Source organism: Paenibacillus sp. cl6col, from assembly GCF_900102125.1.
GTDB lineage: Bacteria > Bacillota > Bacilli > Paenibacillales > Paenibacillaceae > Paenibacillus_B > Paenibacillus_B suaedae.
This window is the reverse complement of sequence record NZ_FNAZ01000003.1, coordinates 813258-835072: the sequence shown is the minus strand read 5'-3', so window position 1 is coordinate 835072 and position 21815 is coordinate 813258. Positions and strand designations below refer to the sequence as shown.

The window sequence follows — 21815 nt, the reverse complement described above, 5'->3', positions numbered from 1 at the left end:
GTTATCTAAAAAAGCAGCTCTTCTCCACTTGGTAGAGGGCTGCTTTTATCATAATGCTAGCGATCAATTTTCTGATAGCTATTGTTTGTTCGGTATAAGGTAGGACTGATTCCATACACGTAGGTAAACTGATTTGAGAAGTAATGGATTGAATCGTAGCCCAACATTAGCGCGATTTCCGTAATTGATTGGCGGCTTTCCATCAACAGAACGGCCGCCTTTTTCATGCGAGCCTGCAGCAAATACGCTTTAGGCGATGCTCCTGTCTCTTGCTTGAAAAGCCGATAAAATTGGGACTTTTCCAGCCCGCATTCGCTGCACCAGTAATCAACCGAATGCCGCTGCTCGGGATGTTCGTCCATTCGCTCCAAGATTCGAGCTATGCGATAATCCGTAGGATTGGGCAATCTGCTTGCATCGTACCATTGAATCAGCCAGGAGTAAAAACTAGCTGATGCAGCCTGCTTCGTATAGCAGCCGCGCCGATTATATGCGGTAAGCACATGCTTCATCAACTCAATGAAGTAAGGATAAGGGCGAAGCGAAGTGCAGGTCGGCAATGATTCCAGTTCTGTGCAAGGGTTATGTGCGGTTAACCACCTCGGATCGAATTCATCCCATTCATAAGCAAAGGTAGGCTGGTTCGGCGGAGGAGCCTCCCATAGATCGCAGTAGATATTGCATGCATTCATCGTTTCATTTGGTGCATGCTCGAAGGAATGCCATTGGCCAGGGCGTACAAAGATGAGCGTGCCGTTCGAGACCGCATATCGTTGGTCATCTATCGTCATATGGCCATGGCCGTCCAAGAATAAGTGGAATGCAAAGCTGTATCCTCTGCGCAGCTGTTCCTCTCGCGTTCCTCGGTAATTATACATATGCGCTGCACGGATGTATGGCCTTATATCCGCAATGGTCATCATGCCTATCCCTCCGGTTCTTTAGCGGAAATTTTTATAACTGACAGGAACTTGTTATAAATACGAGCAGCTAGGAACATGATACTATGTTTGCAGAGTTATGTCATGATAGGGGAAGTCTTGAAATGAGAATGATGACAGCATGTGTTGGCGAGGAGGAACAATAATGGTTGATTTGGGCAAGGTGTTAGTAGAGGAATCACGAGGCGGTTGGTTGGAATGTGCATATACAGGACATATTGTAGGTGTCAACGAACAAGCTGAGACGCTATTCCATGTTGGCGACCCTGACTATGTAAGCTTTATGCGCTCTTCTTCGAAGCCGGTGCAGGCGCTCCCTGCTTTGTTAGCAGGTGTTCCGGAGCATTACGGATTAAGTGAGGAAGAGATCGTCTTAATGACCGCATCTCATCGTGCGCAGCAGTTCCATGTACAAGCGTTGGAATCATTCATGAAGAAAATAGGGATTACTGAGGATCAATTTGTATGCAAGCCTACCTATCCACTGAATGTTGCTGCAAGAGACGAGCGGATTGCCAACGGGCAACCACCGCGCTCCTTATATCACAACTGTTCGGGCAAGCACTTAGGTGTTCTGGCATTATGCAAGATGATGGGGTGGCCAACCGATAATTATGCAGAACCGGAGCATCCCGTTCAGCAGAAGGTGCTGCGCTTGATGTCTCAGCTTGCTGATGTGCCTGCCCGGCAAATTAAATTAGGAACGGATGGCTGCGGGTTCCCGGTATATGCGATTCCAATTCGCAATATAGCCCTCTTGTATTTGAGATTGGCTTGTCCGGATTTAATTGCAGATGAGGAAGTGCGCAGAGCGATTACACGCTTGACGGATCTAATGAACAAACATCCATTCTATGTATCCGGAACGGAGCTTATTTGTCCAACACTGCTGCAGGATCCGAATATCGTAGCGAAAGGCGGAGCCAAAGGCATCTATTGCTTCGGCTTGCGCGAGCAGAGAATAGGGATAGCCTTTAAAGTGATGGACGGATCGGAAGATCAATGGCCGATCATTGCTGCTGACATTTTAGAGCAGATTCAATACCCGACGATTGCAACCATCGAACGCTTAAAAAAGCTGAGCCCTGCGGAGACGAAAAACGACAATGCGAGGGTAGTAGGAATTCGCAAGCCTGCTTTTACACTTGAGTGGGTTAGATCATAAGAAACTAAGAACATACTATTAGAACCTGCTTGTATGAGCTGAAATATGGCTTGGCAAGCAGGTTTTTTGGCAAGAAAAAAATACCATCAAAAAATCTTTAAAAAAGATTTGCAATTCAATTATCAGTCTGATATATTATTACTTGTCCTTGTTGAACGGCAACGACGACAACGAAGCAAATGAAGTTGTACAGATGGTTAATACAAGGTAATATGCGGACATAGCTCAGTGGTAGAGTATCGCCTTGCCAAGGCGAGGGTCGCGAGTTCGAATCTCGTTGTCCGCTCCAGAATATGCGCCCTTAGCTCAGCTGGATAGAGCGTTTGACTACGAATCAAAAGGCCGGGAGTTCGAATCTCTCAGGGCGCGCCACTTAATTTAATAATGGGTATTTACTAAGCCGGTGTGGCGGAATTGGCAGACGCGCGCGACTCAAAATCGTGAGGGAAACCGTGGAGGTTCGAGTCCTCTCACCGGCACCATCCATTCGGGACGTAGCTCAGCTTGGTAGAGCACCTGGTTTGGGACCAGGGGGTCGCATGTTCAAATCGTGTCGTCCCGACCATTATCATCAACCGTCGGTTATAACCGGCGGTTTTTGCTATTCTAATCCTTCTTTTTTCAATCCTTCCTTCCTAAATGATTATTTCAACTTTTTTAATAATTCCCTTGAACGATCCCTAACGATATTTCGTAATATAGTTGCTTTGCGCAAAGCTCGTTGCGTTATGATATTAAAGAAAGGAGGCGAATACATGTCTGAGCAGCATCGGATAGAGCGAGCAGTCAGAGGAGACATGGATGAACTTGCTGTGCTGCTGCATGAGAATTACTCCTTTCTATATAAATATGCCTTGAAATTAACGATGAGCTCTTCGAATGCTGAAGATTTGGTTCAAGACACGATGGTGCGGTGTATGGAGAAGATTCATACGTACAATGGGAGTTCACGATTCTCGTCATGGCTAATTACGATTGCGACACGCCTGTTTTATGACAAGATGCGCCGCAAGAAAGTGGAGAGCAAATGGCGAGAGCAGGAACAAGCTGTACGTCAGCTGCGCTATCAAATGGAATCAAGCAATATGGAGTGGACGGCAGCGCTGGAGCTCCTTGGCGAGTTGTCCTACGAACAGAGGACTCCAATTGTGTTGAAATATTATTATGGATATCAGGTTAATGAAATTGCAGAAATGTTGAACGTTCAGGCAGGTACGATAAAGTCACGCATGCACTATGGCTTGGAGAAGCTGCGGAAGGAGTGGAAGCAAGATGAGTGAGAAGCAAGATAACAAGAAAGGACATGTAGATTCTCTACATCAAGTACCGATGTCCAATCATGCTACACATCCGGAACAGGACTCGGTGTGGGAGGAGAGACTGCATCCTCACTGGGAACACTTAGATGAATGGAGTGATCGCCATTCTCCGCATCCGAGTGCTGCCCACATCCAGCAGGTATTGCTTCAGGCGAAGAAGAGGAACCGAAAACGACTGTGGAAAGAACTGCTTGTCTTATGGAGTGCTGCATTGCTGCTAGTTGGCGGCGGGTGCAGTCTTGCCCAAGCGAATTGGTATATCTATGTCTGGATGCAGCTCATTTCCCTGTGTGGGGCAGTTCTTATCTGGGCAATTTGTATCCATCCGAGCAATGGGAGTGAGCAGAATGAATAATGGTACTGAGAATGTCCCTTGGTGGGTCTGGGTTCTAATTGGAATCATTCTGCTCATTCAAGGAACTTGGTTGTTTCTGGATGCTCGCAGGCGGAATAAGTACCCTTGGTTCTGGGGGATCTGGGGATTCACGGGAACCCCTCTCCCGCTGCTTGTCTATATATGCTTCGTTATTCGGCCGTGGAGAAAATTGAAATGAAGGAACAGACAGATTAATTGTATAACTTCCCCTTTATCTGGGCCACACTATAAGAAAAGCCTCCAAGTATATAAGTGCGTGTTCAAAAAGACCGGTTTTCAGCACCGAGAAGATTGGATGAAGCTAGGGCCTGAGGAGCGGAATGTACGTTTTGGGTACATGAGCACCGGAAGGTCCGGCTGAATTCAAGATTCGATGCCGAGTCCACTTCATGATTTACTTCGTGATCAAAAGCGGACTTTTTGAACAACCTCTATAAGTGATGATTCTGGCGGCTTTTTCTTGTGAGCAAAGCAAGATGATTCTGGCATCGTGGAATCAAATGCTCTACTCAAATTAACAAGCAGTTAGAGGGGATTACTTATGGCTCGAGAACACCGTACCGTCTCTAGGTTCTATTTTCGAGTGAAGCAATGGAAGAAGCGTCTGCGGCGCTTCCGCAAGCCGATATGGTCTTTGGCTGCAATTGTGTTGTTCGTAGCGGTAGTTGCCATTGGGATACAGTTGTCTGATCGAGTGCGCAATATGCTGGCGGACTATGATAAGCCATCTTCGATTGAGACCTTCGCCTTATGGAAGGATAATGAGTCTAAGCTTAATGAATCAGCCCAGCTTGTGATCGCGCAGTTGGTTCACCAGGATGAACAACGTGAAGTCATTGCTCGCAAGCAATATATATGCGGAAAAAATGATGAAGTGTTGGGTGTAAAGCCAACACGTGACATTATTCAGCTCGTGCTCAACCATCCAGACTGGTCGGTATCCATGGATGCAAACGGACGGGTGATCCTGGAGGAACAAGTTGAAGAGTTGTCAGGTACATGCAAGGATAAGGCGCATATTAGTCTCGATAAGGATGGGAATCTGACGTTGTATGACGGTCCGCCTGAAGGTGGAAAGGTGATACGAACATTTTTCCAATTGGATGTAGAGTCCATGGAGAGTTCGCTTCCTCCGAAGGTAATGAAGCAGTTATATCAAGGGATTCGCATTACAGATGTCGATGCTTATCATAGTGTGCTGTCTACGTTTAGCGATTATGCGATCGAAGAGACGAAGAAAGTCATGAAACCAACCCACTCGAATGAACGTATTACAAAATAGAGGCAGTAACAAGTAGGACGCCGTAACCGACGTCCTTCTTTTTTTGTATATTCTCGGGTTTAGGTCATGAAATGTAACATAAAGAAAAATGGTATGGATTGCCCTTAGCCACCTACAAAAAAAATGTCGGTTTGCGGTCATAATAATTGTACAGCGGAAAGGGGAATGCCAATGGAACTTATTCTCATGTTGCTCATCATTTTGGCTTCGACAAAGATCGCAGGTGATCTCACTGTACGATTGGGCCAACCAGCCGTACTTGGTAAACTCATTGTGGGGATAATTATCGGCCCAGCTGTGCTCGGATGGGTTTCAGACGGTGAACTAATTAAGGAAATGGCGGAAGTTGGCGTCATTTTGCTTATGTTCATTGCTGGTCTGGAGACAGATTTGGATGAATTGAAGAAGAATTGGAAGGCGGCGTTCGCAGTAGCAATCGGCGGGGTCATTCTTCCGTTTATCGGTGGATATAGTGGTGGTCTATTGTTCGGATTAGATTCGAACCAATCCATGTTTGTTGGTTTGCTGCTCTGCGCTACATCGGTAAGTATTTCGGTACAGACACTGAAGGATCTAGGACAGCTTAGCACTAGGGAAGGTACGACCATTCTTGGTGCAGCCGTCGTGGATGACATCCTTGTTGTCATACTTCTTGCCTTCATGCTCAGCTTGCTCGGTGCAGGCGGTGGCGCTTCAATCGGACTTATTATCGGGAAGAAAGTTCTTTTCTTCGTAGTAGCAATACTAGCAGGGATTTATGTAGTGCCTCGAGTGATGAAGTGGCTTGCACCGCTTCGCGTTACCGAAGCTGTTATTAGTGCGGCGCTTATTATTTGTTTTGCCTTTTCTTACTTTGCAGACTATTTGGGCGTTGCAGGCATTATCGGTGCATTCGCTGCCGGGATTGCCATCTCGCAGACGAAGTTCAAGCATGAGGTAGAGCATCGCCTTGAGCCAATTGCTTATGGTATCTTCGTTCCGATCTTCTTCGTAAGTGTTGGGATTAACGTCAACTTCGAAGGCCTCGGGGAGTATGTATGGTTTATTGCACTGTTTACCATCATCGCGATTGTAACGAAGCTGTTCGGCTGTGGATTGGGAGCTCGACTGACTGGATTTGATCGCAAAAGTGCGATCGGGATCGGTTCCGGGATGGTATCCCGCGGTGAGGTTGCGCTTATTATTGCAACGACGGGTCTTGAAGGCGCCTTGTTCGATAAAGTGTATTTCACACCATTCGTTATTGTCATCATTATGACGACATTGGTGACGCCTCCGATGTTGAAGATAGCATTCCGTCATTCAACAACTGAGACAGCGGCAAATCAAGTATCAGCTGGGAAGTAATCGGCCGTAATTAGGCTGTTTTCCCTGCAAACATCATAGGAATGACTCATTCTCTTCTTCACGATCTATGTTATAATGGAGTGAACACATATGTTCGCTTACTGGTACATGGATGCGGTGAGGGAGAGATTTTTTTTGCGTATTTTGGGGATTGACCCAGGGATTGCGATTGCAGGATTTGGGTTTGTAGATAAACAAGGAAGTCGGATTGTACCTGTACAATATGGCTGTATTCAGACAGAACCTTCGACAGCGCCGGAGATGCGGCTGCTGCAGGTGTATGAAGCTACGGAGCAGCTGCTAGACAAGTATAAACCAGATTCTATGGGAATAGAGAAATTGTTCTTCAATCGAAATGTCACGAATGCGTTTGCTGTTGGACAAGCACGCGGTGTTATCATTCTAGCAGCTGCCAAGCGCGGCATACCGATTGCAGAATATACGCCCATGCAGGTGAAGCAGGCTGTTGTTGGTTATGGGAAGGCAGAGAAGAAGCAGGTTCAAGAGATGGTGAAGCTGTTCTTGAAGCTGAAGGAGATACCGAAGCCCGATGATGTTGCTGATGCTCTTGCGGTGGCGATATGCCATGCGCATTCGAGTGGGCTTAATGACAAATTGAATGGAGTATGGCGATCATGATCGATTTTTTGCGTGGACAGGTTGCTCATTTAGAAACCGAATATATCGTCTTGGATGTTCAAGGCGTTGGGTACCGTGTCTTTACCCCGAATCCCTATGCTTTTGCAAAGCAGGAAGGGGCAGTCACCGTATATATTCATTATCATGTGCGTGAGGATGCAACATTGCTCTTTGGATTCAGCTCGCGAGAGGAGCAGAAGCTATTCCGCAGGCTGATCGATGTGAACGGAGTAGGGCCGAAGGTAGCGCTTGGCATTCTAGCAGGCTGTGGCAAGCCGGAAGCAGTTGTAACTGCCATTCAGCAAGAGAATATTGTGTTCTTAACGAAGCTGCCGGGTATCGGCAAGAAGACGGCTCAGCGTATCATTCTGGACCTGAAGGATAAGCTGGACGGTATCGGACTGGATATCCATCCGGACGCCTTGTTCATGAATGTCACAGTAGCAGACGATGACAGTGTGGACGGCAATGTATGGTCAGAGGCTAGAGAAGCACTCAAAGCATTGGGATATACAGAGACAGAACTTGATCGTGTATGGAATGACTTGCAACATCGCATTCATGCGGATGAAAGTGTAGATTCTTTAATGAAGAAGGCGCTGCAGGCGTTGTTTAAAGGATAAGAAAGGCGGTTAAGATGGAAGAGCACGAACGCATCATATCAGCCAATTGCATGATGGAGGATCAGGCAGTCGAGTTAAGCCTAAGACCGCGTTATTTGTCCGAGTATATCGGTCAGTCGCAGGTGAAGGATAATTTGAAGGTTTTCATTGAAGCTGCTAAGCTCCGCAAGGAAGCGCTTGACCATGTCCTGCTGTATGGACCTCCTGGTCTTGGAAAGACGACCTTATCTAACATTATTGCCAATGAGCTTGGCGTAAATATTCGTACGACTTCGGGGCCGGCGATTGAGAGACCGGGCGATCTCGCGGCATTGCTAACGAACTTGCAGGAAGGGGATGTCCTCTTCATAGACGAGATTCATAGACTGCATCGGACTGTAGAAGAAGTATTGTATCCGGCTATGGAGGACTTTGCACTCGATATTATTATCGGGAAGGGGCCGAGCGCCAGATCCGTGCGTTTGGATCTGCCGAAGTTCACTTTGATCGGTGCCACAACTAGAGCGGGATTACTCTCGGCTCCACTTCGTGATCGCTTCGGCGTCGTGAGCCGCTTGGAGTTCTACAATAAGGATGAATTGAGCTATATCGTGTCGCGTGCCGCGGACATATTGGAAGTCCAAATTGTGGGAGAAGCAGCGGATGAGATTGCTGTTCGCTCAAGAGGGACACCGCGGATTGCTAACCGATTATTGAAGCGGGTGAGAGATTTCGCACAAGTACGTGGTGATGGCATCATTACCGCAGCCATTGCGAAGGAATCGCTGCGCCTTATTCAGGTTGATCCACTTGGCCTTGATCAAATTGACCACAAAATGCTGCGCACGATGATTACGAATTTCCGTGGAGGCCCAGTAGGGCTGGATACAATTGCGGCAACGATTGGCGAAGAGAGCCAGACCATCGAGGATGTATACGAGCCGTATTTGCTGCAAATTGGTTTTCTTCAGCGGACACCTCGGGGGAGAATGGTTACCCCTCAAGCCTATACTCATTTAGGATTGCCTATACCGGAACAAAATTAAGTAAAACGCGTACAAATTGGCGTATGCAGAGGAGACGTGACAGAAGAAAGGAATGGGGAAACTTGAATAACAACAGGAACGTTATCCGATCCGTTGCAAGTGTGCTTACGGGGGCTCTTCTGCTATGTGGAGCTCCGTATGCTCTTATGCAGCCAGCTAACGTCGCGTATGCGGCAGCAAGTAACGATGCAAGACCTGAGCAAGCTGCTCTTGAGAATCATATCCGAGTGGCTTTGTTCGCTAATTTGAGCAAAGGATCACCTGGGCAAACATCGCTCCTGTCTCTGGCCTCCACAGCATCGCTGCAATTGGAAGCACGAATTGGAGCGAGTTCCAAAGGCAGCGTTGATGTGGATGGTGGACAAGCTCGCTTTAGTGCGGATGATTATAAAGTGAAATTACTCGAAACCGATGATTTAACTGAGGCGCAATCGGTTATGAAGAAGGCACAGTCTTCAGGGCCAGCATATATTACCCAGATTCCAAGACGTGGAACGACATTCTTCGCTGTCTATGCCGGCAGCTATACAACCAGCAAATCTGCCTCCCAAGCTATGGACAAGATGCGTGGAATGACGGTGAATGGATATGAACCATCCGTCGTTGGCCCCCATTATGTGCAAGCTGGCACATATGGCTCCCAAGACGAGGCTAAAAATGTACAACAATCCTTGCTGGATGCAGATCTTGATGCTTATGTGGTGACATTGGCAACGGATAGTGGAGTGCGGACAGCGGTCTGGGCAGGTCAAGCTGCTTCGGATGCACAGCTTAGCGGGATACAAACTGTAGTCGCATCGAAGGGATATGCGGCGGGCGCTGCACAAGCCCAAGGTGCTGCTGTACATAGCATGGAATCGACGGGCAACGCGCTTACTCCTCATTATCGCGTATACGGCAGTGCAAAGTGGATTGTGAAGCCGAAAACGACGACGACGATTAAGGTAAGTGAACGAAGCGGAAGAGCGTACCGCGGCGTGATGGAGGTTAGTCTATATAAGGACAAGCTGGCACTGGTTAATCAAGTGCCGCTTGAAGAATATTTGATATCGGTCGTTGGTGGAGAGGTCTATTCCAGCTGGCCGATGGATGCATTGAAAGCGCAGGCGGTAGCCGCTCGCACATTTGCGCTGTATCAAGGAAACAAATTCGAGATTGCTAATGTGGTAGATACAACATTAAGCCAAGCCTACTTCGGTGTGGAGAAAGAGCATCCTGACATTAAGAGAGCCGTGGAAGAGACGGCTGGAGAAGTGCTGATGCAGAATGGCAAGCTAATCGAGGCCATTTTCAATTCCAATGCAGGCGGCAAGACGGCTGATCCGATGGAAGTCTGGGGCGGCTCTTACGATTACTTCCAAGTTGTCGATAGTCCAGACGATGTCGCAGCGGCAGGTTCCAAATCATGGTATCGCGTATCCTTGCCAGATGGTAAGACAGGATATGTTCGTGAGGATGTAGTGAGTCTTTCCGGGCAGACGGCAACCGTTCTTGAAAATGGTACGAATGTACGCCCAACACCGGCTATTCAGACAGACGTTCAACCTGTAGGGAAGGTCGATAAGGGTACAAAGTTAACTGTGCTTGAAACGATTAAAGAAAATAATGAAATGAATTGGGTACGAGGCCCTTATACAGCGGAGCAGATTACCAGCTGGCTGAAGGATCGGACAGAGACGACATTAAGCGGAACGATTAAGACTCTAGCGGTTACGGAAAGAGGTCCATCTGGACGTGCTGTCAAGATCGAAGCTAATGGCAAGCCTGTCGCGGTTAGTTATCCAGACAACTTCCGTTATGCATTTGGCGGTCTGCCGAGTACTTTGTTCGATATCGTTCCTGGCGGATCAGGTGTGGTGTCTGATGTCCTCAGCAATGGCAGCGTGACAGGCACATCCTCGATTTCTATCGTTGGGGCAGAAGGCAAATTGCAATCCGTTAAAGATACCTCACAGCTTCGTGTTGTCAGCGGCAGCAGCAAGACAAGCGGGAAGCTCCCAAGCAGCATGGTAGCTGTAAATGGGAAAGGTACGACAAGCAAAGTGTCGCCTACCAAGGAAGAGCAGAAGCCAGTCGTAGAAGCGACATCGTTCTTGTTTGTTGGCAAAGGTAATGGGCACGGAGTCGGAATGTCGCAATGGGGTGCCAAGGGATTAGCCGATCAAGGGTATGACTATAAAGCGATTTTGCAATACTATTACAAAAATGTAGAGCTAGTGAAGCGTTAGGACGGATAGCAGATGAATGTGGACTTATATGATTTTCATTTACCAGAGCATTTGATTGCGCAGACACCGTTGGCAGTACGGACTGCATCTCGATTATTGACATTGAATCGCCAGACTGGTGAAGTGGAGCACCATGCATTCCCTGAAATCATAAATTATTTACAGCCAGGCGATTTATTGGTACTGAACGACACTCGGGTTATCCCTGCCCGGTTGTTCGGAGTTAAGGAAGATACGGGCGCTAAGGTGGAAGTTCTCTTGCTCAAGCAGGAAGAGAATAATTGCTGGGAAGCGCTCGTGAAGCCAGGGAAGAAAGTCAAGCTGGGAACGGTTGTAGTGTTCGGTGATAAGTTGAAAGCGGAAGTGTTGGAAGAGCGTGAGATGGGGGCGAGATTGCTACGCTTCACATATGAGGGCATTTTCAATGAAATATTGGATGAGCTTGGGCAAATGCCCCTTCCTCCATATATTAAAGAACAACTGGATGATCGTGAACGTTATCAGACCGTGTATGCGAAGCACGAGGGATCTGCTGCTGCACCTACGGCAGGATTGCACTTTACGAAAGAACTCCTAGCGGAAGTGGAAAATAAGGGAGCTCGAATTGCGTATGTTACCCTTCATGTAGGATTGGGCACGTTCCGACCAATGTCTTCTGATACGATTGAAGAGCATGTCATGCATTCGGAATATTATGAAGTGAGTGCAGAGACGGCACGAACAATTAATGAAACGAAAGAGCAAGGCGGCCGTATAGTTGCAGTAGGAACTACATCAGCAAGAACACTAGAAACGGTTGCAGGGAGATTTGTCGGAAAGGCGATTGAGCCGTGTTCGGGCTGGACAGACATTTTTATCTATCCAGGATATGAATTCAAACTTGTGAACTCGCTACTAACGAACTTTCACCTCCCGAAATCGACATTAGTGATGCTTGTCAGCGCACTGGCTGGCCGTGAACATATTATGGCTGCCTATCAGGAAGCAATTGAGCAGAAATATCGCTTCTTCAGCTTCGGCGACGCCATGTTCATTTATGATAATGCAACGGAAACCTAATACAAGGATGAGATACAATTATGGCAGCAGTTACTTACGAATTAATTAAGACATGCAAGCAGACGGGAGCGCGGCTTGGCAAGGTTCATACCCCACACGGCTCCTTCGAAACACCAATTTTCATGCCTGTTGGGACATTGGCAACGGTAAAGACGATGAGCCCAGAAGAGTTGAAAGAGATGGAAGCCAAGATTATTTTGAGCAATACGTACCATCTCTTCCTTCGTCCAGGGCATGAAATCATTCGCGAAGCTGGCGGGCTTCATAAGTTTATGAATTGGGATCGGGCTATTTTGACGGATAGCGGCGGGTTCCAGGTATTTAGTCTTAGCGATATGCGTAAGATTGAAGAAGAAGGGGTTCACTTCCGTTCCCACTTGAATGGGGACAAGCTCTTCTTGTCTCCAGAGAAGGCTATGGAGATTCAGAATGCGCTAGGCTCTGATATTATGATGGCATTCGATGAATGTCCTCCATATCCGGCTGAACCTCAATATATCAAGCCATCGCTTGAGCGTACAACTCGTTGGGCGGAACGTTGTTTGGAGAGCCATGCTAGACCACACGATCAAGCACTGTTCGCAATTATCCAAGGTGGCATGTATGAAGACCTTCGCCGCCAGAGTGCGAAGGATTTGACTTCGATGGATTTCCCGGGGTATGCTATTGGAGGACTTAGTGTAGGTGAACCGAAACACTTGATGTACGAGGTGCTGGATTACACAACTCCGTTGCTTCCGGCTAATAAGCCCCGCTATTTGATGGGGGTTGGATCACCGGATGCTTTGATCGAGGGAGCTATGCGCGGAGTGGACATGTTCGACTGCGTACTTCCTACACGCATCGCTCGCAATGGTACGACTATGACAAGCCAAGGCCGTCTTGTTGTACGGAATGCGAAGTATGCTCGTGACTTCGGGCCGCTTGATCCGAAGTGCGATTGCTACACATGCCGCAACTACTCGCGTGCGTATTTGCGCCATCTCATTAAGGCAGATGAGACATTTGGTCTTCGCTTGACGACTTATCATAACTTGTATTTCCTGGTGAACTTAATGAGTCAAGTACGCGAGGCGATCCGTGAAGATCGACTGCGCGATTTCAGAGACGAATTCTTTGAAGCTTATGGAATGGACCGCAACGAGAGCGGGTTCTAACAGTAGACATGCTGCCTGCTGAATCGTTCACATTCGTGGATGCTTCAGCTCGTTCGGCAGTCTATACATAATTATTTCATTATTGAAAGGGGGATACATACATGTTGATAGCAGGAGCAGAGGCAGGAGGAACTGGTGGGTTTCTTCAAATGTTGTTGCCGTTCGTCTTGATGTTTGCAGTATTTTACTTCTTGTTAATCCGTCCTCAGCAGAAGAAGCAGAAGCAGCGGAACTCAATGCTTGGTGCATTGAAAAAGGGAGACAAGATCGTAACGATTGGCGGTCTTCATGGCAGCATCATGGAAATTACGGACGACACAGTCGTGTTGCGTGTAAATGACGTTACAAAAATGACATTCGATCGCAGTGCAATTAGTCAAGTTGTATCTGTAGATGAATCTTCAAGCGCATCCTAAGATGCCAAGCATAGGAGAAGGGGCTCACCGTTGCATGAGATGCAATTGGCGAGCCCCTTCTTTCGTTGCATCATGCGCCGTATGCCGAAGGGAGTAGGAGCATGATTAGCTTATGTCGTTGGAATTGGTATAAGACTTGCTGAATGTCTTTTGCCGATCTGGCAGCAAGCTGAGCTTGGGTTGAACACCAGCAAGCTTCAAGCCCACCCATGATGCAACCATAGCAAGTACAGTTCCAGCCAGCATATCGGTTAACCAGTGAATGCCAAGGTAGAAGATCGAGAACACAATAATAATTGCACTTGCTGCCGTAAAGATGGCCCATCTTCGATTGCCAGACTGTGAAGCGAGCAGAGCGACCGTTACAGAGATCGACGTATGCAAGCTTGGGAAGCAATTATCGATACCAGAGAATGCGCGATATTGCTCCTCGAAGTTCGGGAACACCTCCAGCATGCGGAAGCTGACCCCGGCTGGTGCATACGACCATACCTCATTAACTGGGAAAAATAAATAGAATGGGATAGCTACGATGTAGTTAATCATAATGGCATAGCATACAGCGTGCGCCATACGGATATTCCCGTTTGTTGTATAAATCCCGAGTGAGGCTACGATAAGTGCTTGAAAGACAACAATATAGAAAAAGGAAACAAATTGCGTTAATAACGGATGATTGAAAATCTGCTGTACACTGTATACGAATTGCCCTTCAAGTTGATGAATATTGGAAGTGAAATCCCAATTAATCTGCAGCATTTTTTCGAGCGTAAGCTCCATGCCGTTGACCATGAGAATAAGCACCATCGCAATGAGAGCAATAAGAAAAGAACGTGATGTCCACAGTGATCGTAGAAATGCTCCAGCGACAGCTAGCGGCTGTCTGCGTGAACCGAACCAGACGAGCACAATGACGGTTACGATGGTCCACAGCGTGACAGTCTGCATGGATTGAAATAGAACCACGAGAATCCCCCTAATGTAATGTCACATTGCCGTTTTGTAAACTCCAATAGTATAACACAATTGGGTGGGGATTACATGATGCGATCATTCGAACTCAAGGCTTCCCTCCTTACTGGCCGGACTTGCTCATATTTACACCGATAATACCCCCAATTGCACTGACAGCGAACGCTGCTACTGTTTGGACGAGTTTTTGTACGCTTACCCCTGCATCCATTGCCAAAAAACCAATCAGCATGACGAGCAGCACGTAGAAGATTCCTGTCATTCCTCCATAGTACCAGCCCTTTTTGCCGCTTCTTCTGCCAGAAGTCCATCCACCGATAAAAAGAGCGATACAATGGATAATATAAATATAGCCTTTCATTTCGTCCTCACTAGTTGAGCTTGAATATAGCAAGACTGACAAGGCGAGTGCACCGAGAGCCATCCAAACGAAGGCATAGACGATTCCCGCCACTAGCGGGTGGCCTAATTTCCAGCGCGTTACATTCTGAATCGCATTCATCTTACACGCTCCTCCCATCATTTCTATGATTAGTATTCATCGTATGGGCAAGCTATCCAATTTAGTACAAGGCATAGACGAAAAAAAAAGACAGCGTTATAATGTGTGAACAAAAGGTCAGTAAAGAAGAAAGTTGCAATCAGAGCCTTATAAGGTAGAGAGGGATGGAGTCTTGTGGGACATACTGTAGCAAATTGGCAAGTGACCGCGGCGGTCATTGTGTTTTTAATCACGTATGCCATCATTATTTCGGAGAAGATTAACCGAGCCGTTATTGCGCTCTTAGGCGCAGTTGCGATGCTCGTCCTGCAGATTGTAGATGTACATATGGCATTTACAACCTATATCGAGTGGAATACGCTGTTCCTGCTCGTTGGTATGATGATTCTGGTGGGGATTACGAACAAGAGCGGGATCTTCTCATACGCTGCTGTCAAGGCAGCACAGCGGGCTAAGGGACATCCGAAGCGCATCATGCTCATTATGTTCCTGCTCACAGCGGTAGGATCTGCATTTTTGGATAATGTAACGACGGTGCTGCTCATGGTGCCGATTACGTTTTCCATTACACGTATGTTGAAAATCAACCCAGTGCCATTTCTGATCGCGGAGGTTATCGCATCGAATGTAGGGGGAACAGCAACCCTAATAGGCGATCCGCCGAATATTATGATTGGATCTGCCAATAAGCATCTGACTTTCAATATGTTTTTGACGCATCTGGCTCCAATTGTGTTTGTCATCGCAATCGTCATAATCGGCTGCTTGCTGTTCATCTACCGCAAACAGCTGCATGTGTCGGACGAGCAGCGGCAAGCATTGATGGAGCTGTCGGCAGCTTCGTACATTACAGACGCTAAGCTTGTAAAGAAGTCCCTTACTGTGCTTATTTTTACGATTCTTGGCTTCGCACTCCATTCAGTCATTCACGTTGAGGCAGCGGTTGTCGCAATGGCAGGAGCAACAATCTTGATGCTCATCGGATTGAAAAATGAGGAGGAGCTTGAAGAGGCGCTCCATCAAGTCGAATGGGTTACGATTCTTTTCTTTATCGGATTGTTCATCCTTGTTGGCGGTTTGATTCAAGTAGGTGTCATCAATCGTCTTGCAGAACTTACGCTCGGACTTACGAACGGTGATATGACCAAGACTTCGATGCTCGTCCTCTGGGTATCCGGTATTGCGTCGGCTACGATTGACAACATCCCGTTCGTCGCGACAATGATCCCTCTCTTGCAGGATATCGGGACGCAGATGGGGATTACAGATCCGAACCAATTGAATCCACTCTGGTGGTCACTTGCGCTTGGTGCATGTCTTGGCGGAAACGGGACACTGATAGGTGCATCTGCCAACGTCATTGTGGCGGGTATGGCCCAGCGTGAGGGTCATGGTTTTAGCTATATGGACTTTTTGAAAATAGGTGCGCCTATTACGATTATCTCGCTTTTGATTTCAACAGGATACATTTTGCTGTTCATCCTATAATTACAATTGTCCATTTGTAAGATACAGGATGGGAACAATTCAATAATAATGAAGCAGTATGCTTCACGATCACGACGGTCAGAATACCAATGAAAGCGGCTATCGCAATCCGACAATCGGCAGCGAGGGAGGCGTAACATATGGGACTTTGGACCGTCGTTTTTCGTACAGTGTTGATGTATTTTGCGGTATTAATTGTTCTTCGTGTAATGGGCAAGCGTGAAATCGGCAAGCTGTCTGTTTTTGACCTCGTGATCTCGATCATGATTGCAGATATTGCAGTCATGACGATTGACGATTCAGAGCGTCCCCTTCTTGTGGAATTTGCTCCGATCATTGTACTGCTCGTCATCCAGGTTACGCTTGCCTTCGTAACGTTAAAGAGCACGAAAATGCGCGAAGTATTTGACGGGACTCCAAGCATTATTATTGCCAATGGAGTGCTGCAGCAGGACGTTATGAAGAAGCAGCGATACAATTTGGATGATTTAATGCTGCAACTGCGGGGACAAGGGATCGACAATATCAATGATGTTACCTACGCCATTTTAGAATCAACAGGGGAATTGTCCGTATTTAAGGCAAGTGAGGAAAAGCCAAACCAGAACTCATCGAGCTCAAATGCAGGCAAGCAGGAAGGGCAGAAGGAAAGCAAGTCCAAACCATCCAATACACAGCCCGCCCTGCCGGAAGCACACCAATATCAATTCACATCCCTTCCCTTGCCGCTCATTATGGAGGGGAAGGTGCAGGAACAGAATTTGCTAAGCATCGACAAGACACGGTTCTGGTTGAAAAATCAAATCCAACAAAAGGGTGTCTATGATTTTAAGCAAGTGTTCTTCTGTTCCATAGACCATAAAGGCCATATTTACGTAGATAGCAACCCGAGTAAGCTAAAGCGCTGAGATTATTTTGGATCAGGCTTCGCATGAAAGAAGCGTCGAAAGAACGGAAAGCGGGAAAGATCACTGCGATCGATTAATTTCATCATGATAAGAAGTAGAATATAGACAACAATCCCAACAATACAAGAAATAATGAATCGAAGCACAAGATGCTCGTCCGTAGAACCTGGAAAATGAATATATGTCGCTTGTATGCATCCAGCCGTAATGATCATTGCGGCTCCAACTTTGATGAAATCCAGCCAAGGAAGCTTAAGGCCAACATGGCGAACGACACTGTATGCGTGCATGGTTGTTACGACAACGATGTTCACATTGATGGCGATGACCGCGCCGGTAATGCCTAATTTCGGATCGGCCGCGAGCCATAGAATCAACCCAATTTTAAGAAATGCCCCTATGAAGGTATTGACGAGAGCTGTTCCCGGACGTTCTAGCGCTTGGAGAGCAGCTTGGAGCGGGGCTTGCAGGTAAATGAAAATAGCAACAGGCGCCATCCATTTCAACATTGGAGCAACGGTTGCATCATTGTATAGCAGAGAACATAAGGGAAAAGCCAGTACAAACATAACAACAGCAAAAGGTGCTCCGCTTACGAGCGCAAGCCGGAGAGCCTGATGAATGCGCTTCTGAATGGTGGTCGTATCTCTGCGGCCAAGTGCTTCGGACAGGGCAGGGACGAGTGAGACCGCAAGAGAGTAAGTAAGTGCTCCTGGCAAGGTGAGAATAGGAATAATCATGCCTTGAAGTGCTCCGTATTGCGCCGTTGCGACTGCGGTAATGATACCGGCTGCTGCAAGACTGCGTGCGATTGTGATGGACTCTAATAAATAGGACAGAGATCCAACCAGTTTGCCTCCTGTAACAGGGATCGCGATTTGCAGCAATCTTTGTAAAACATTGCCCTGAGCTGGGGAAGAGGTTGCGAACGTTGGCTCTTGTCCACCTTTAATTGGCTGCTGCACCGCATTGAGCTGTTGAGCGCTGCTCTGAGAGTGACGTTTACGAGCCGTGTGATACATCCAAGCAAGTACGGCAAATCCTCCGATCTCCCCAATCACTACACCTGCCATGGCGCCAGCGGCCGCCCATTCCAAGCCGTAAGGCAAGCCCATATAAGCAAATAAAATGACGGTAAAGATCCGTATTATGGTCTCAGTAACTTGAGACATCGCGGTCGGTATCATGTTCTGCATGCCCTGGAAATACCCTCGAAGCACGGATGAGGCAGCAATCACGATAATGATGGGGGTCATCACCATGAACGTATAATATACTCTGCTGTCCGTTAGAACGTGTGTCGTAATCCATGGTGCAAGAACAAGCAAGGCAACTGAAAATAATAGGGATGCCCCAATCGTTATTTTGAGTGACAATGACAATATCCGTCTTACTCGTTGTTGATCGCCGGTAGCATCTGCCTCCGCGATAAGCTTGGCCACTGCTAGTGGAATCCCACCCGTTATTAACGTAATGATCACGATGAGGAAGGGGTATCCCAGCTGATAAATGCCTACGCCCTCTGCTCCAATGATGCGCGGCAGCATAATGCGTGGGATGAATCCAAGGATGCGGTTCACGATGCCGGCTGCCAATAAAATAAGTGTTCCTTGAATAAATGTTTGTTTTTGTAAGGTATTTTTTGACAATAGCATCCCTCTTCTCGCGCAAACTTCAGCACGTAATTGCTGCCCAATATCATTCATATGCGGTTGTCCACAAACCATACCGAAAGTGTTGAGGAGATTTTCAGCCTAGAGCTTGCGTATTAGCAGGAATTCAAGAGGAGAGGGTCGAATTATGACTAACGTGGAGAAGGGAGTTGTGCGGCATGACAGAACTGATTAGTGATGCGGAACGTATCGAGGCAATTGAACTGTGCTGTGAGAGCAAAGCAGAAGAATTGCGCTTGATTGGGTACGAGCACGTTACCGGTAAGGATGTATGGGAATGTGTAAGTTCAAAGTATGTAAAAAATGGAAGCGAGCCTGCGCTGCATAAGGTTGTAAATGATATTTTATCGCTTAAAGCAACGCAATTTATGAATTATATGACAGTTGCCGCATATCGGGGCGCTCCCTTTTAATAAGGCGAGGCCTTTTTTTTGTTTGTTTGCCATGATTCTTAAAATTGACGCGAAAAATGAGCGCCGATATAATAGGAATATTGAATATGAAAGGGGACTAGGGACGATATGAAAAGGGTGACCGCATTCCTGCTCATCGTTGTCGTTTCGCTAGGCGTCATTTTTTGGACAAGCCCTTCGATCGTCAACAGCATACGTCTTGGGCTCGATTTGAAGGGCGGCTTTGAAATATTGTATCAAGCATCGCCGCTTGAATCGGGTGGCAAAATTACAAATGAGGCGTTGAAACAAACGGCGAAGAGCTTGGCTAAGCGTATTGATGCTAACGGCACGAGCGAACCGGAGATCATCATTGAAGGTTCGGATCGGATTCGTGTCAAGCTTGCCGATGTGAAGAATGAGGAAGAAGTTCGCAAGAAATTGAAGGAGCCTTCGGTGCTGACCTTCCGTAGTTCTGACGGCTGCAAGGAAGCCACGGACTACTGTAAGGTGGAATTGCAGGGAACAGACTTCAAGGAGGGTGGCGCGAGCGTCGTATTTAACGATTTGCAACAACCGATTGTAGCTATCAAGTTGAAGGATGCAGGCAAATTCTCTGAATTGACGAAACGTCTTGCTTCACTTGCCGGTGAGCAGCGCAACCATTTGGCAATCTTCATGGATGAGAATATGATCTCTGATCCGGCTGTTAACTACGAGATTCCGGGTGGAGAGGCGACGATTACTGGTCAGCGCACGGTTGAGGAAGCGAATGACCTTCGCGACAAAATCAACCTTGGCGCATTGCCGCTGAAACTGACAGAAAAATACTCCCAAAGTGTTGCTGCAACACTAGGTAAGTTGTCGTTGGAACAAACGGTGAAAGCCGGCTTGATCGGATCGGCACTGATTCTCGTGTTCATGCTGCTTGTTTACCGTTTGCCAGGGGTAATTGCGAGCTTCTCGCTCGTCTTGTTCACATGGCTTCTGCTGGTGTTGTTCTGGTTGGCTGATATTACACTGACATTGCCGGGTATTGCGGCATTCATTCTCGGTCTCGGTATGGCAGTCGATGCGAACATCATTACTTATGAACGGATTAAGGAAGAGCTGCGGAGCGGTAAATCGATTAACTCCGCACTCAAGGCTGGTTCAAAGAACTCGTTCAGAACCATTATGGATGCAAACGTAACGACGATTATTGCAGGTGTTGTTATGTACATCATGGGTGAAAGCTCCGTTAAAGGCTTCGCACTCATCTTGATGATGACAGTCATTTGCAGTATTTTCACAAACGTATTCTTGTCTCGTGTGTTCCTACATCTGCTTGCGAAATCGAAGTTATTGAGCAAGCCAGGATATTTTGGCGTAAAGGAGAGTGAAATCCGTGCGCTTTAAGGGAACATTCAACTTTGTTCATCAGAGTAAATATTTCTTTATCTTCTCGATCGTGATTACCATTCTCGGTGCGTTGTCTCTATCGATATTCGGATTGAACTATGGAGTTGATTTCAGCTCTGGTACGAATGTGGATATCAACCTAACTAAGAAAATTGAGAAATCACAAGTGGAAGAACTGCTGAAAACATATAATTTCAAAAAAGAACCTACGATTACGATGGGGGCGGAACGTATTACCGTACGTTTCACTGAAGTTCTTGATGAGCAGCACGAAAAGCAGTTCAAGGCGGACATGAAGAAGATTGATGAAGGCTCTTCCATGGAAATCAATACGGTTGATGTAGAGATTGCCCGCGAATTGCAGCGTAATGCACTGCTCGCTGTATTGATCGCGAGCATCGGGATTATTATCTATGTCAGCATCCGCTTTGAGTGGCGCTTTGCCGTATCAGCGGTTGTCGCCCTGCTGCATGATGCATTTATGGTTATCAGCTTGTTCTCCATCTTCCGGTTGGAGGTCACGCTGCCGTTTATTATTGCGGTGCTGACGATCATCGGTTATTCCATTAACGATACGATCGTTATTTTTGACCGGATTCGTGAGAATTTACGTTTTTCGAAGATCAAGAGTATGGATGACTTGGCTCATTTGGTTAACGACAGTATCTACCAAACGCTCACTCGCTCCATCAATACAGTATTGACTGTATTGGTAACGGCGCTCTGTCTGTTCATCTTCGGTAGTGAGTCAATCCGGATGTTCTCACTTGCGATTCTATTCGGTCTCGGCTTTGGTGCTTACTCGTCCATCTTCATTGCAAGCCCGCTGTGGGTCGTATTGAAGAACAAAGAGAGCAAGAAACCAAAAGCTTCTGCTAAACCGCAGGAAGCGAAGTAATTTA

Annotated in this window: 22 protein-coding genes and 4 tRNA genes; 22 read left to right on the top strand and 4 right to left on the bottom strand. The window is 47.0% G+C overall.

Annotation, left to right across the window (positions count from 1 at the left end; translation table 11 throughout):
* Positions 1-56 precede the first annotated feature (56 nt).
* The gene (locus tag BLS15_RS11805; RefSeq protein WP_090511522.1) at positions 57-923 is read right to left on the bottom strand and encodes an AraC family transcriptional regulator; all 867 of its coding nucleotides are present in this window, start codon (positions 921-923) and stop codon (positions 57-59) included.
* A gap of 163 nt (positions 924-1086) precedes the next feature.
* Here BLS15_RS11805 and BLS15_RS11800 point away from each other — a divergent pair, with 163 nt between their 5' ends.
* From BLS15_RS11800 to yajC, 17 genes are all read left to right on the top strand, one after another.
* Complete coding sequence (locus tag BLS15_RS11800) at positions 1087-2106, top strand: asparaginase (RefSeq protein ID WP_090511518.1); 1020 nt, start codon at positions 1087-1089, stop codon at positions 2104-2106.
* Positions 2107-2320: 214 nt separating this feature from the next.
* A tRNA-Gly gene (locus BLS15_RS11795) sits at positions 2321-2395 on the top strand.
* A gap of 6 nt (positions 2396-2401) precedes the next feature.
* Positions 2402-2478 (top strand) — tRNA-Arg (locus tag BLS15_RS11790).
* A 27-nt stretch (positions 2479-2505) separates the two neighbouring features.
* Positions 2506-2588: transfer RNA gene (locus BLS15_RS11785), tRNA-Leu, on the top strand.
* A gap of 6 nt (positions 2589-2594) precedes the next feature.
* Positions 2595-2671, top strand: a tRNA-Pro gene (locus tag BLS15_RS11780).
* Between the two features lie 190 nt (positions 2672-2861).
* Positions 2862-3386 carry an RNA polymerase sigma factor SigY gene (gene sigY / locus BLS15_RS11775; RefSeq protein ID WP_072730347.1) on the top strand — a complete coding sequence of 175 codons (525 nt, stop codon included), beginning with the start codon at positions 2862-2864 and terminating at the stop codon, positions 3384-3386.
* Positions 3379-3780: a YxlC family protein gene (locus tag BLS15_RS11770; protein WP_072730348.1), complete on the top strand. Its 402-nt coding sequence runs from the start codon at positions 3379-3381 to the stop codon at positions 3778-3780. Before sigY ends, BLS15_RS11770 begins: the two co-directional genes overlap by 8 nt.
* Positions 3773-3979, top strand: coding sequence for a hypothetical protein (locus tag BLS15_RS11765; protein ID WP_021257042.1), 207 nt, complete (start codon positions 3773-3775; stop codon positions 3977-3979). Before BLS15_RS11770 ends, BLS15_RS11765 begins: the two co-directional genes overlap by 8 nt.
* Before the next feature lie 363 nt (positions 3980-4342).
* A complete protein-coding gene (locus BLS15_RS11760) occupies positions 4343-5083 on the top strand; it encodes a BofC C-terminal domain-containing protein (RefSeq protein WP_090511512.1) in 741 nt (246 codons plus the stop codon).
* A gap of 171 nt (positions 5084-5254) precedes the next feature.
* A complete protein-coding gene (locus tag BLS15_RS11755) occupies positions 5255-6430 on the top strand; it encodes a cation:proton antiporter (protein WP_090511507.1) in 1176 nt (391 codons plus the stop codon).
* Between the two features lie 135 nt (positions 6431-6565).
* Complete coding sequence (ruvC, locus tag BLS15_RS11750) at positions 6566-7069, top strand: crossover junction endodeoxyribonuclease RuvC (protein ID WP_036592604.1); 504 nt, start codon at positions 6566-6568, stop codon at positions 7067-7069.
* A complete protein-coding gene (ruvA, locus tag BLS15_RS11745; RefSeq protein WP_021257038.1) occupies positions 7066-7692 on the top strand; it encodes a Holliday junction branch migration protein RuvA in 627 nt (208 codons plus the stop codon). The genes ruvC and ruvA overlap by 4 nt, the downstream gene beginning before the upstream one ends.
* 14 nt (positions 7693-7706) lie before the next feature.
* Positions 7707-8717 carry a Holliday junction branch migration DNA helicase RuvB gene (gene ruvB / locus BLS15_RS11740; protein WP_021257037.1) on the top strand — a complete coding sequence of 337 codons (1011 nt, stop codon included), beginning with the start codon at positions 7707-7709 and terminating at the stop codon, positions 8715-8717.
* A gap of 62 nt (positions 8718-8779) precedes the next feature.
* The gene (locus BLS15_RS11735; RefSeq protein ID WP_090511502.1) at positions 8780-10945 is read left to right on the top strand and encodes a SpoIID/LytB domain-containing protein; all 2166 of its coding nucleotides are present in this window, start codon (positions 8780-8782) and stop codon (positions 10943-10945) included.
* A gap of 12 nt (positions 10946-10957) precedes the next feature.
* On the top strand, positions 10958-12004 hold the full coding sequence (gene queA / locus BLS15_RS11730) for a tRNA preQ1(34) S-adenosylmethionine ribosyltransferase-isomerase QueA (RefSeq protein ID WP_021257035.1): 1047 nt from the start codon (positions 10958-10960) through the stop codon (positions 12002-12004).
* 17 nt (positions 12005-12021) lie between these two features.
* A complete protein-coding gene (gene tgt / locus BLS15_RS11725) occupies positions 12022-13161 on the top strand; it encodes a tRNA guanosine(34) transglycosylase Tgt (RefSeq protein ID WP_028531404.1) in 1140 nt (379 codons plus the stop codon).
* Between the two features lie 101 nt (positions 13162-13262).
* Positions 13263-13577 (top strand): preprotein translocase subunit YajC, encoded by a 315-nt coding sequence (yajC, locus tag BLS15_RS11720; protein WP_021257033.1) that lies wholly within the window; start codon positions 13263-13265, stop codon positions 13575-13577.
* 105 nt (positions 13578-13682) lie between these two features.
* Here yajC and BLS15_RS11715 read toward each other — a convergent pair whose 3' ends face one another.
* Together BLS15_RS11715 and BLS15_RS11710 are read right to left on the bottom strand one after the other, a co-directional pair.
* On the bottom strand, positions 13683-14543 hold the full coding sequence (locus BLS15_RS11715) for a phosphatase PAP2 family protein (protein WP_021257032.1): 861 nt from the start codon (positions 14541-14543) through the stop codon (positions 13683-13685).
* Positions 14544-14652: 109 nt separating this feature from the next.
* Entirely contained in the window at positions 14653-15051 is a 399-nt protein-coding gene (locus BLS15_RS11710) for a TIGR04086 family membrane protein (protein WP_021257031.1), read from the bottom strand.
* Positions 15052-15225: 174 nt separating this feature from the next.
* Between BLS15_RS11710 and BLS15_RS11705 the strand changes: the two genes are divergently transcribed.
* Complete coding sequence (locus tag BLS15_RS11705; protein WP_021257030.1) at positions 15226-16539, top strand: ArsB/NhaD family transporter; 1314 nt, start codon at positions 15226-15228, stop codon at positions 16537-16539.
* 140 nt (positions 16540-16679) lie between these two features.
* Positions 16680-17447 carry a YetF domain-containing protein gene (locus tag BLS15_RS11700; protein ID WP_021257029.1) on the top strand — a complete coding sequence of 256 codons (768 nt, stop codon included), beginning with the start codon at positions 16680-16682 and terminating at the stop codon, positions 17445-17447.
* A gap of 2 nt (positions 17448-17449) precedes the next feature.
* Here the strand turns inward: BLS15_RS11700 and spoVB are convergent, their stop codons facing one another.
* Positions 17450-19102, bottom strand: coding sequence for a stage V sporulation protein B (gene spoVB, locus BLS15_RS11695; protein WP_021257028.1), 1653 nt, complete (start codon positions 19100-19102; stop codon positions 17450-17452).
* Between the two features lie 176 nt (positions 19103-19278).
* Here spoVB and BLS15_RS11690 point away from each other — a divergent pair, with 176 nt between their 5' ends.
* The 3 genes from BLS15_RS11690 (at position 19279) to secF (ending at position 21811) form a co-directional block, all read left to right on the top strand.
* Positions 19279-19533: a post-transcriptional regulator gene (locus BLS15_RS11690; protein ID WP_021257027.1), complete on the top strand. Its 255-nt coding sequence runs from the start codon at positions 19279-19281 to the stop codon at positions 19531-19533.
* Positions 19534-19641: 108 nt separating this feature from the next.
* Positions 19642-20910 (top strand): protein translocase subunit SecD, encoded by a 1269-nt coding sequence (gene secD / locus BLS15_RS11685; RefSeq protein WP_021257026.1) that lies wholly within the window; start codon positions 19642-19644, stop codon positions 20908-20910.
* A complete protein-coding gene (gene secF, locus BLS15_RS11680; protein WP_021257025.1) occupies positions 20900-21811 on the top strand; it encodes a protein translocase subunit SecF in 912 nt (303 codons plus the stop codon). The genes secD and secF overlap by 11 nt, the downstream gene beginning before the upstream one ends.
* Positions 21812-21815 lie beyond the last annotated feature (4 nt).

Excerpts from the sequence above, each read along its gene's own strand:
- spoVB (WP_021257028.1), bottom strand. The coding sequence starts at position 19,102 with ATGCTATTGTCAAAAAATACCTTACAAAAACAAACATTTATTCAAGGA.
- BLS15_RS11710 (WP_021257031.1), bottom strand. The coding sequence starts at position 15,051 with ATGAATGCGATTCAGAATGTAACGCGCTGGAAATTAGGCCACCCGCTA.
- queA (WP_021257035.1), top strand. The coding sequence starts at position 10,958 with ATGAATGTGGACTTATATGATTTTCATTTACCAGAGCATTTGATTGCG.
- sigY (WP_072730347.1), top strand. The coding sequence starts at position 2,862 with ATGTCTGAGCAGCATCGGATAGAGCGAGCAGTCAGAGGAGACATGGAT.
- ruvA (WP_021257038.1), top strand. The coding sequence starts at position 7,066 with ATGATCGATTTTTTGCGTGGACAGGTTGCTCATTTAGAAACCGAATAT.
- BLS15_RS11800 (WP_090511518.1), top strand. The coding sequence starts at position 1,087 with ATGGTTGATTTGGGCAAGGTGTTAGTAGAGGAATCACGAGGCGGTTGG.
- BLS15_RS11765 (WP_021257042.1), top strand. The coding sequence starts at position 3,773 with ATGAATAATGGTACTGAGAATGTCCCTTGGTGGGTCTGGGTTCTAATT.
- ruvB (WP_021257037.1), top strand. The coding sequence starts at position 7,707 with ATGGAAGAGCACGAACGCATCATATCAGCCAATTGCATGATGGAGGAT.
- BLS15_RS11700 (WP_021257029.1), top strand. The coding sequence starts at position 16,680 with ATGGGACTTTGGACCGTCGTTTTTCGTACAGTGTTGATGTATTTTGCG.
- BLS15_RS11760 (WP_090511512.1), top strand. The coding sequence starts at position 4,343 with ATGGCTCGAGAACACCGTACCGTCTCTAGGTTCTATTTTCGAGTGAAG.
- yajC (WP_021257033.1), top strand. The coding sequence starts at position 13,263 with ATGTTGATAGCAGGAGCAGAGGCAGGAGGAACTGGTGGGTTTCTTCAA.
- secD (WP_021257026.1), top strand. The coding sequence starts at position 19,642 with ATGAAAAGGGTGACCGCATTCCTGCTCATCGTTGTCGTTTCGCTAGGC.
- BLS15_RS11755 (WP_090511507.1), top strand. The coding sequence starts at position 5,255 with ATGGAACTTATTCTCATGTTGCTCATCATTTTGGCTTCGACAAAGATC.
- BLS15_RS11805 (WP_090511522.1), bottom strand. The coding sequence starts at position 923 with ATGATGACCATTGCGGATATAAGGCCATACATCCGTGCAGCGCATATG.
- BLS15_RS11770 (WP_072730348.1), top strand. The coding sequence starts at position 3,379 with ATGAGTGAGAAGCAAGATAACAAGAAAGGACATGTAGATTCTCTACAT.
- BLS15_RS11690 (WP_021257027.1), top strand. The coding sequence starts at position 19,279 with ATGACAGAACTGATTAGTGATGCGGAACGTATCGAGGCAATTGAACTG.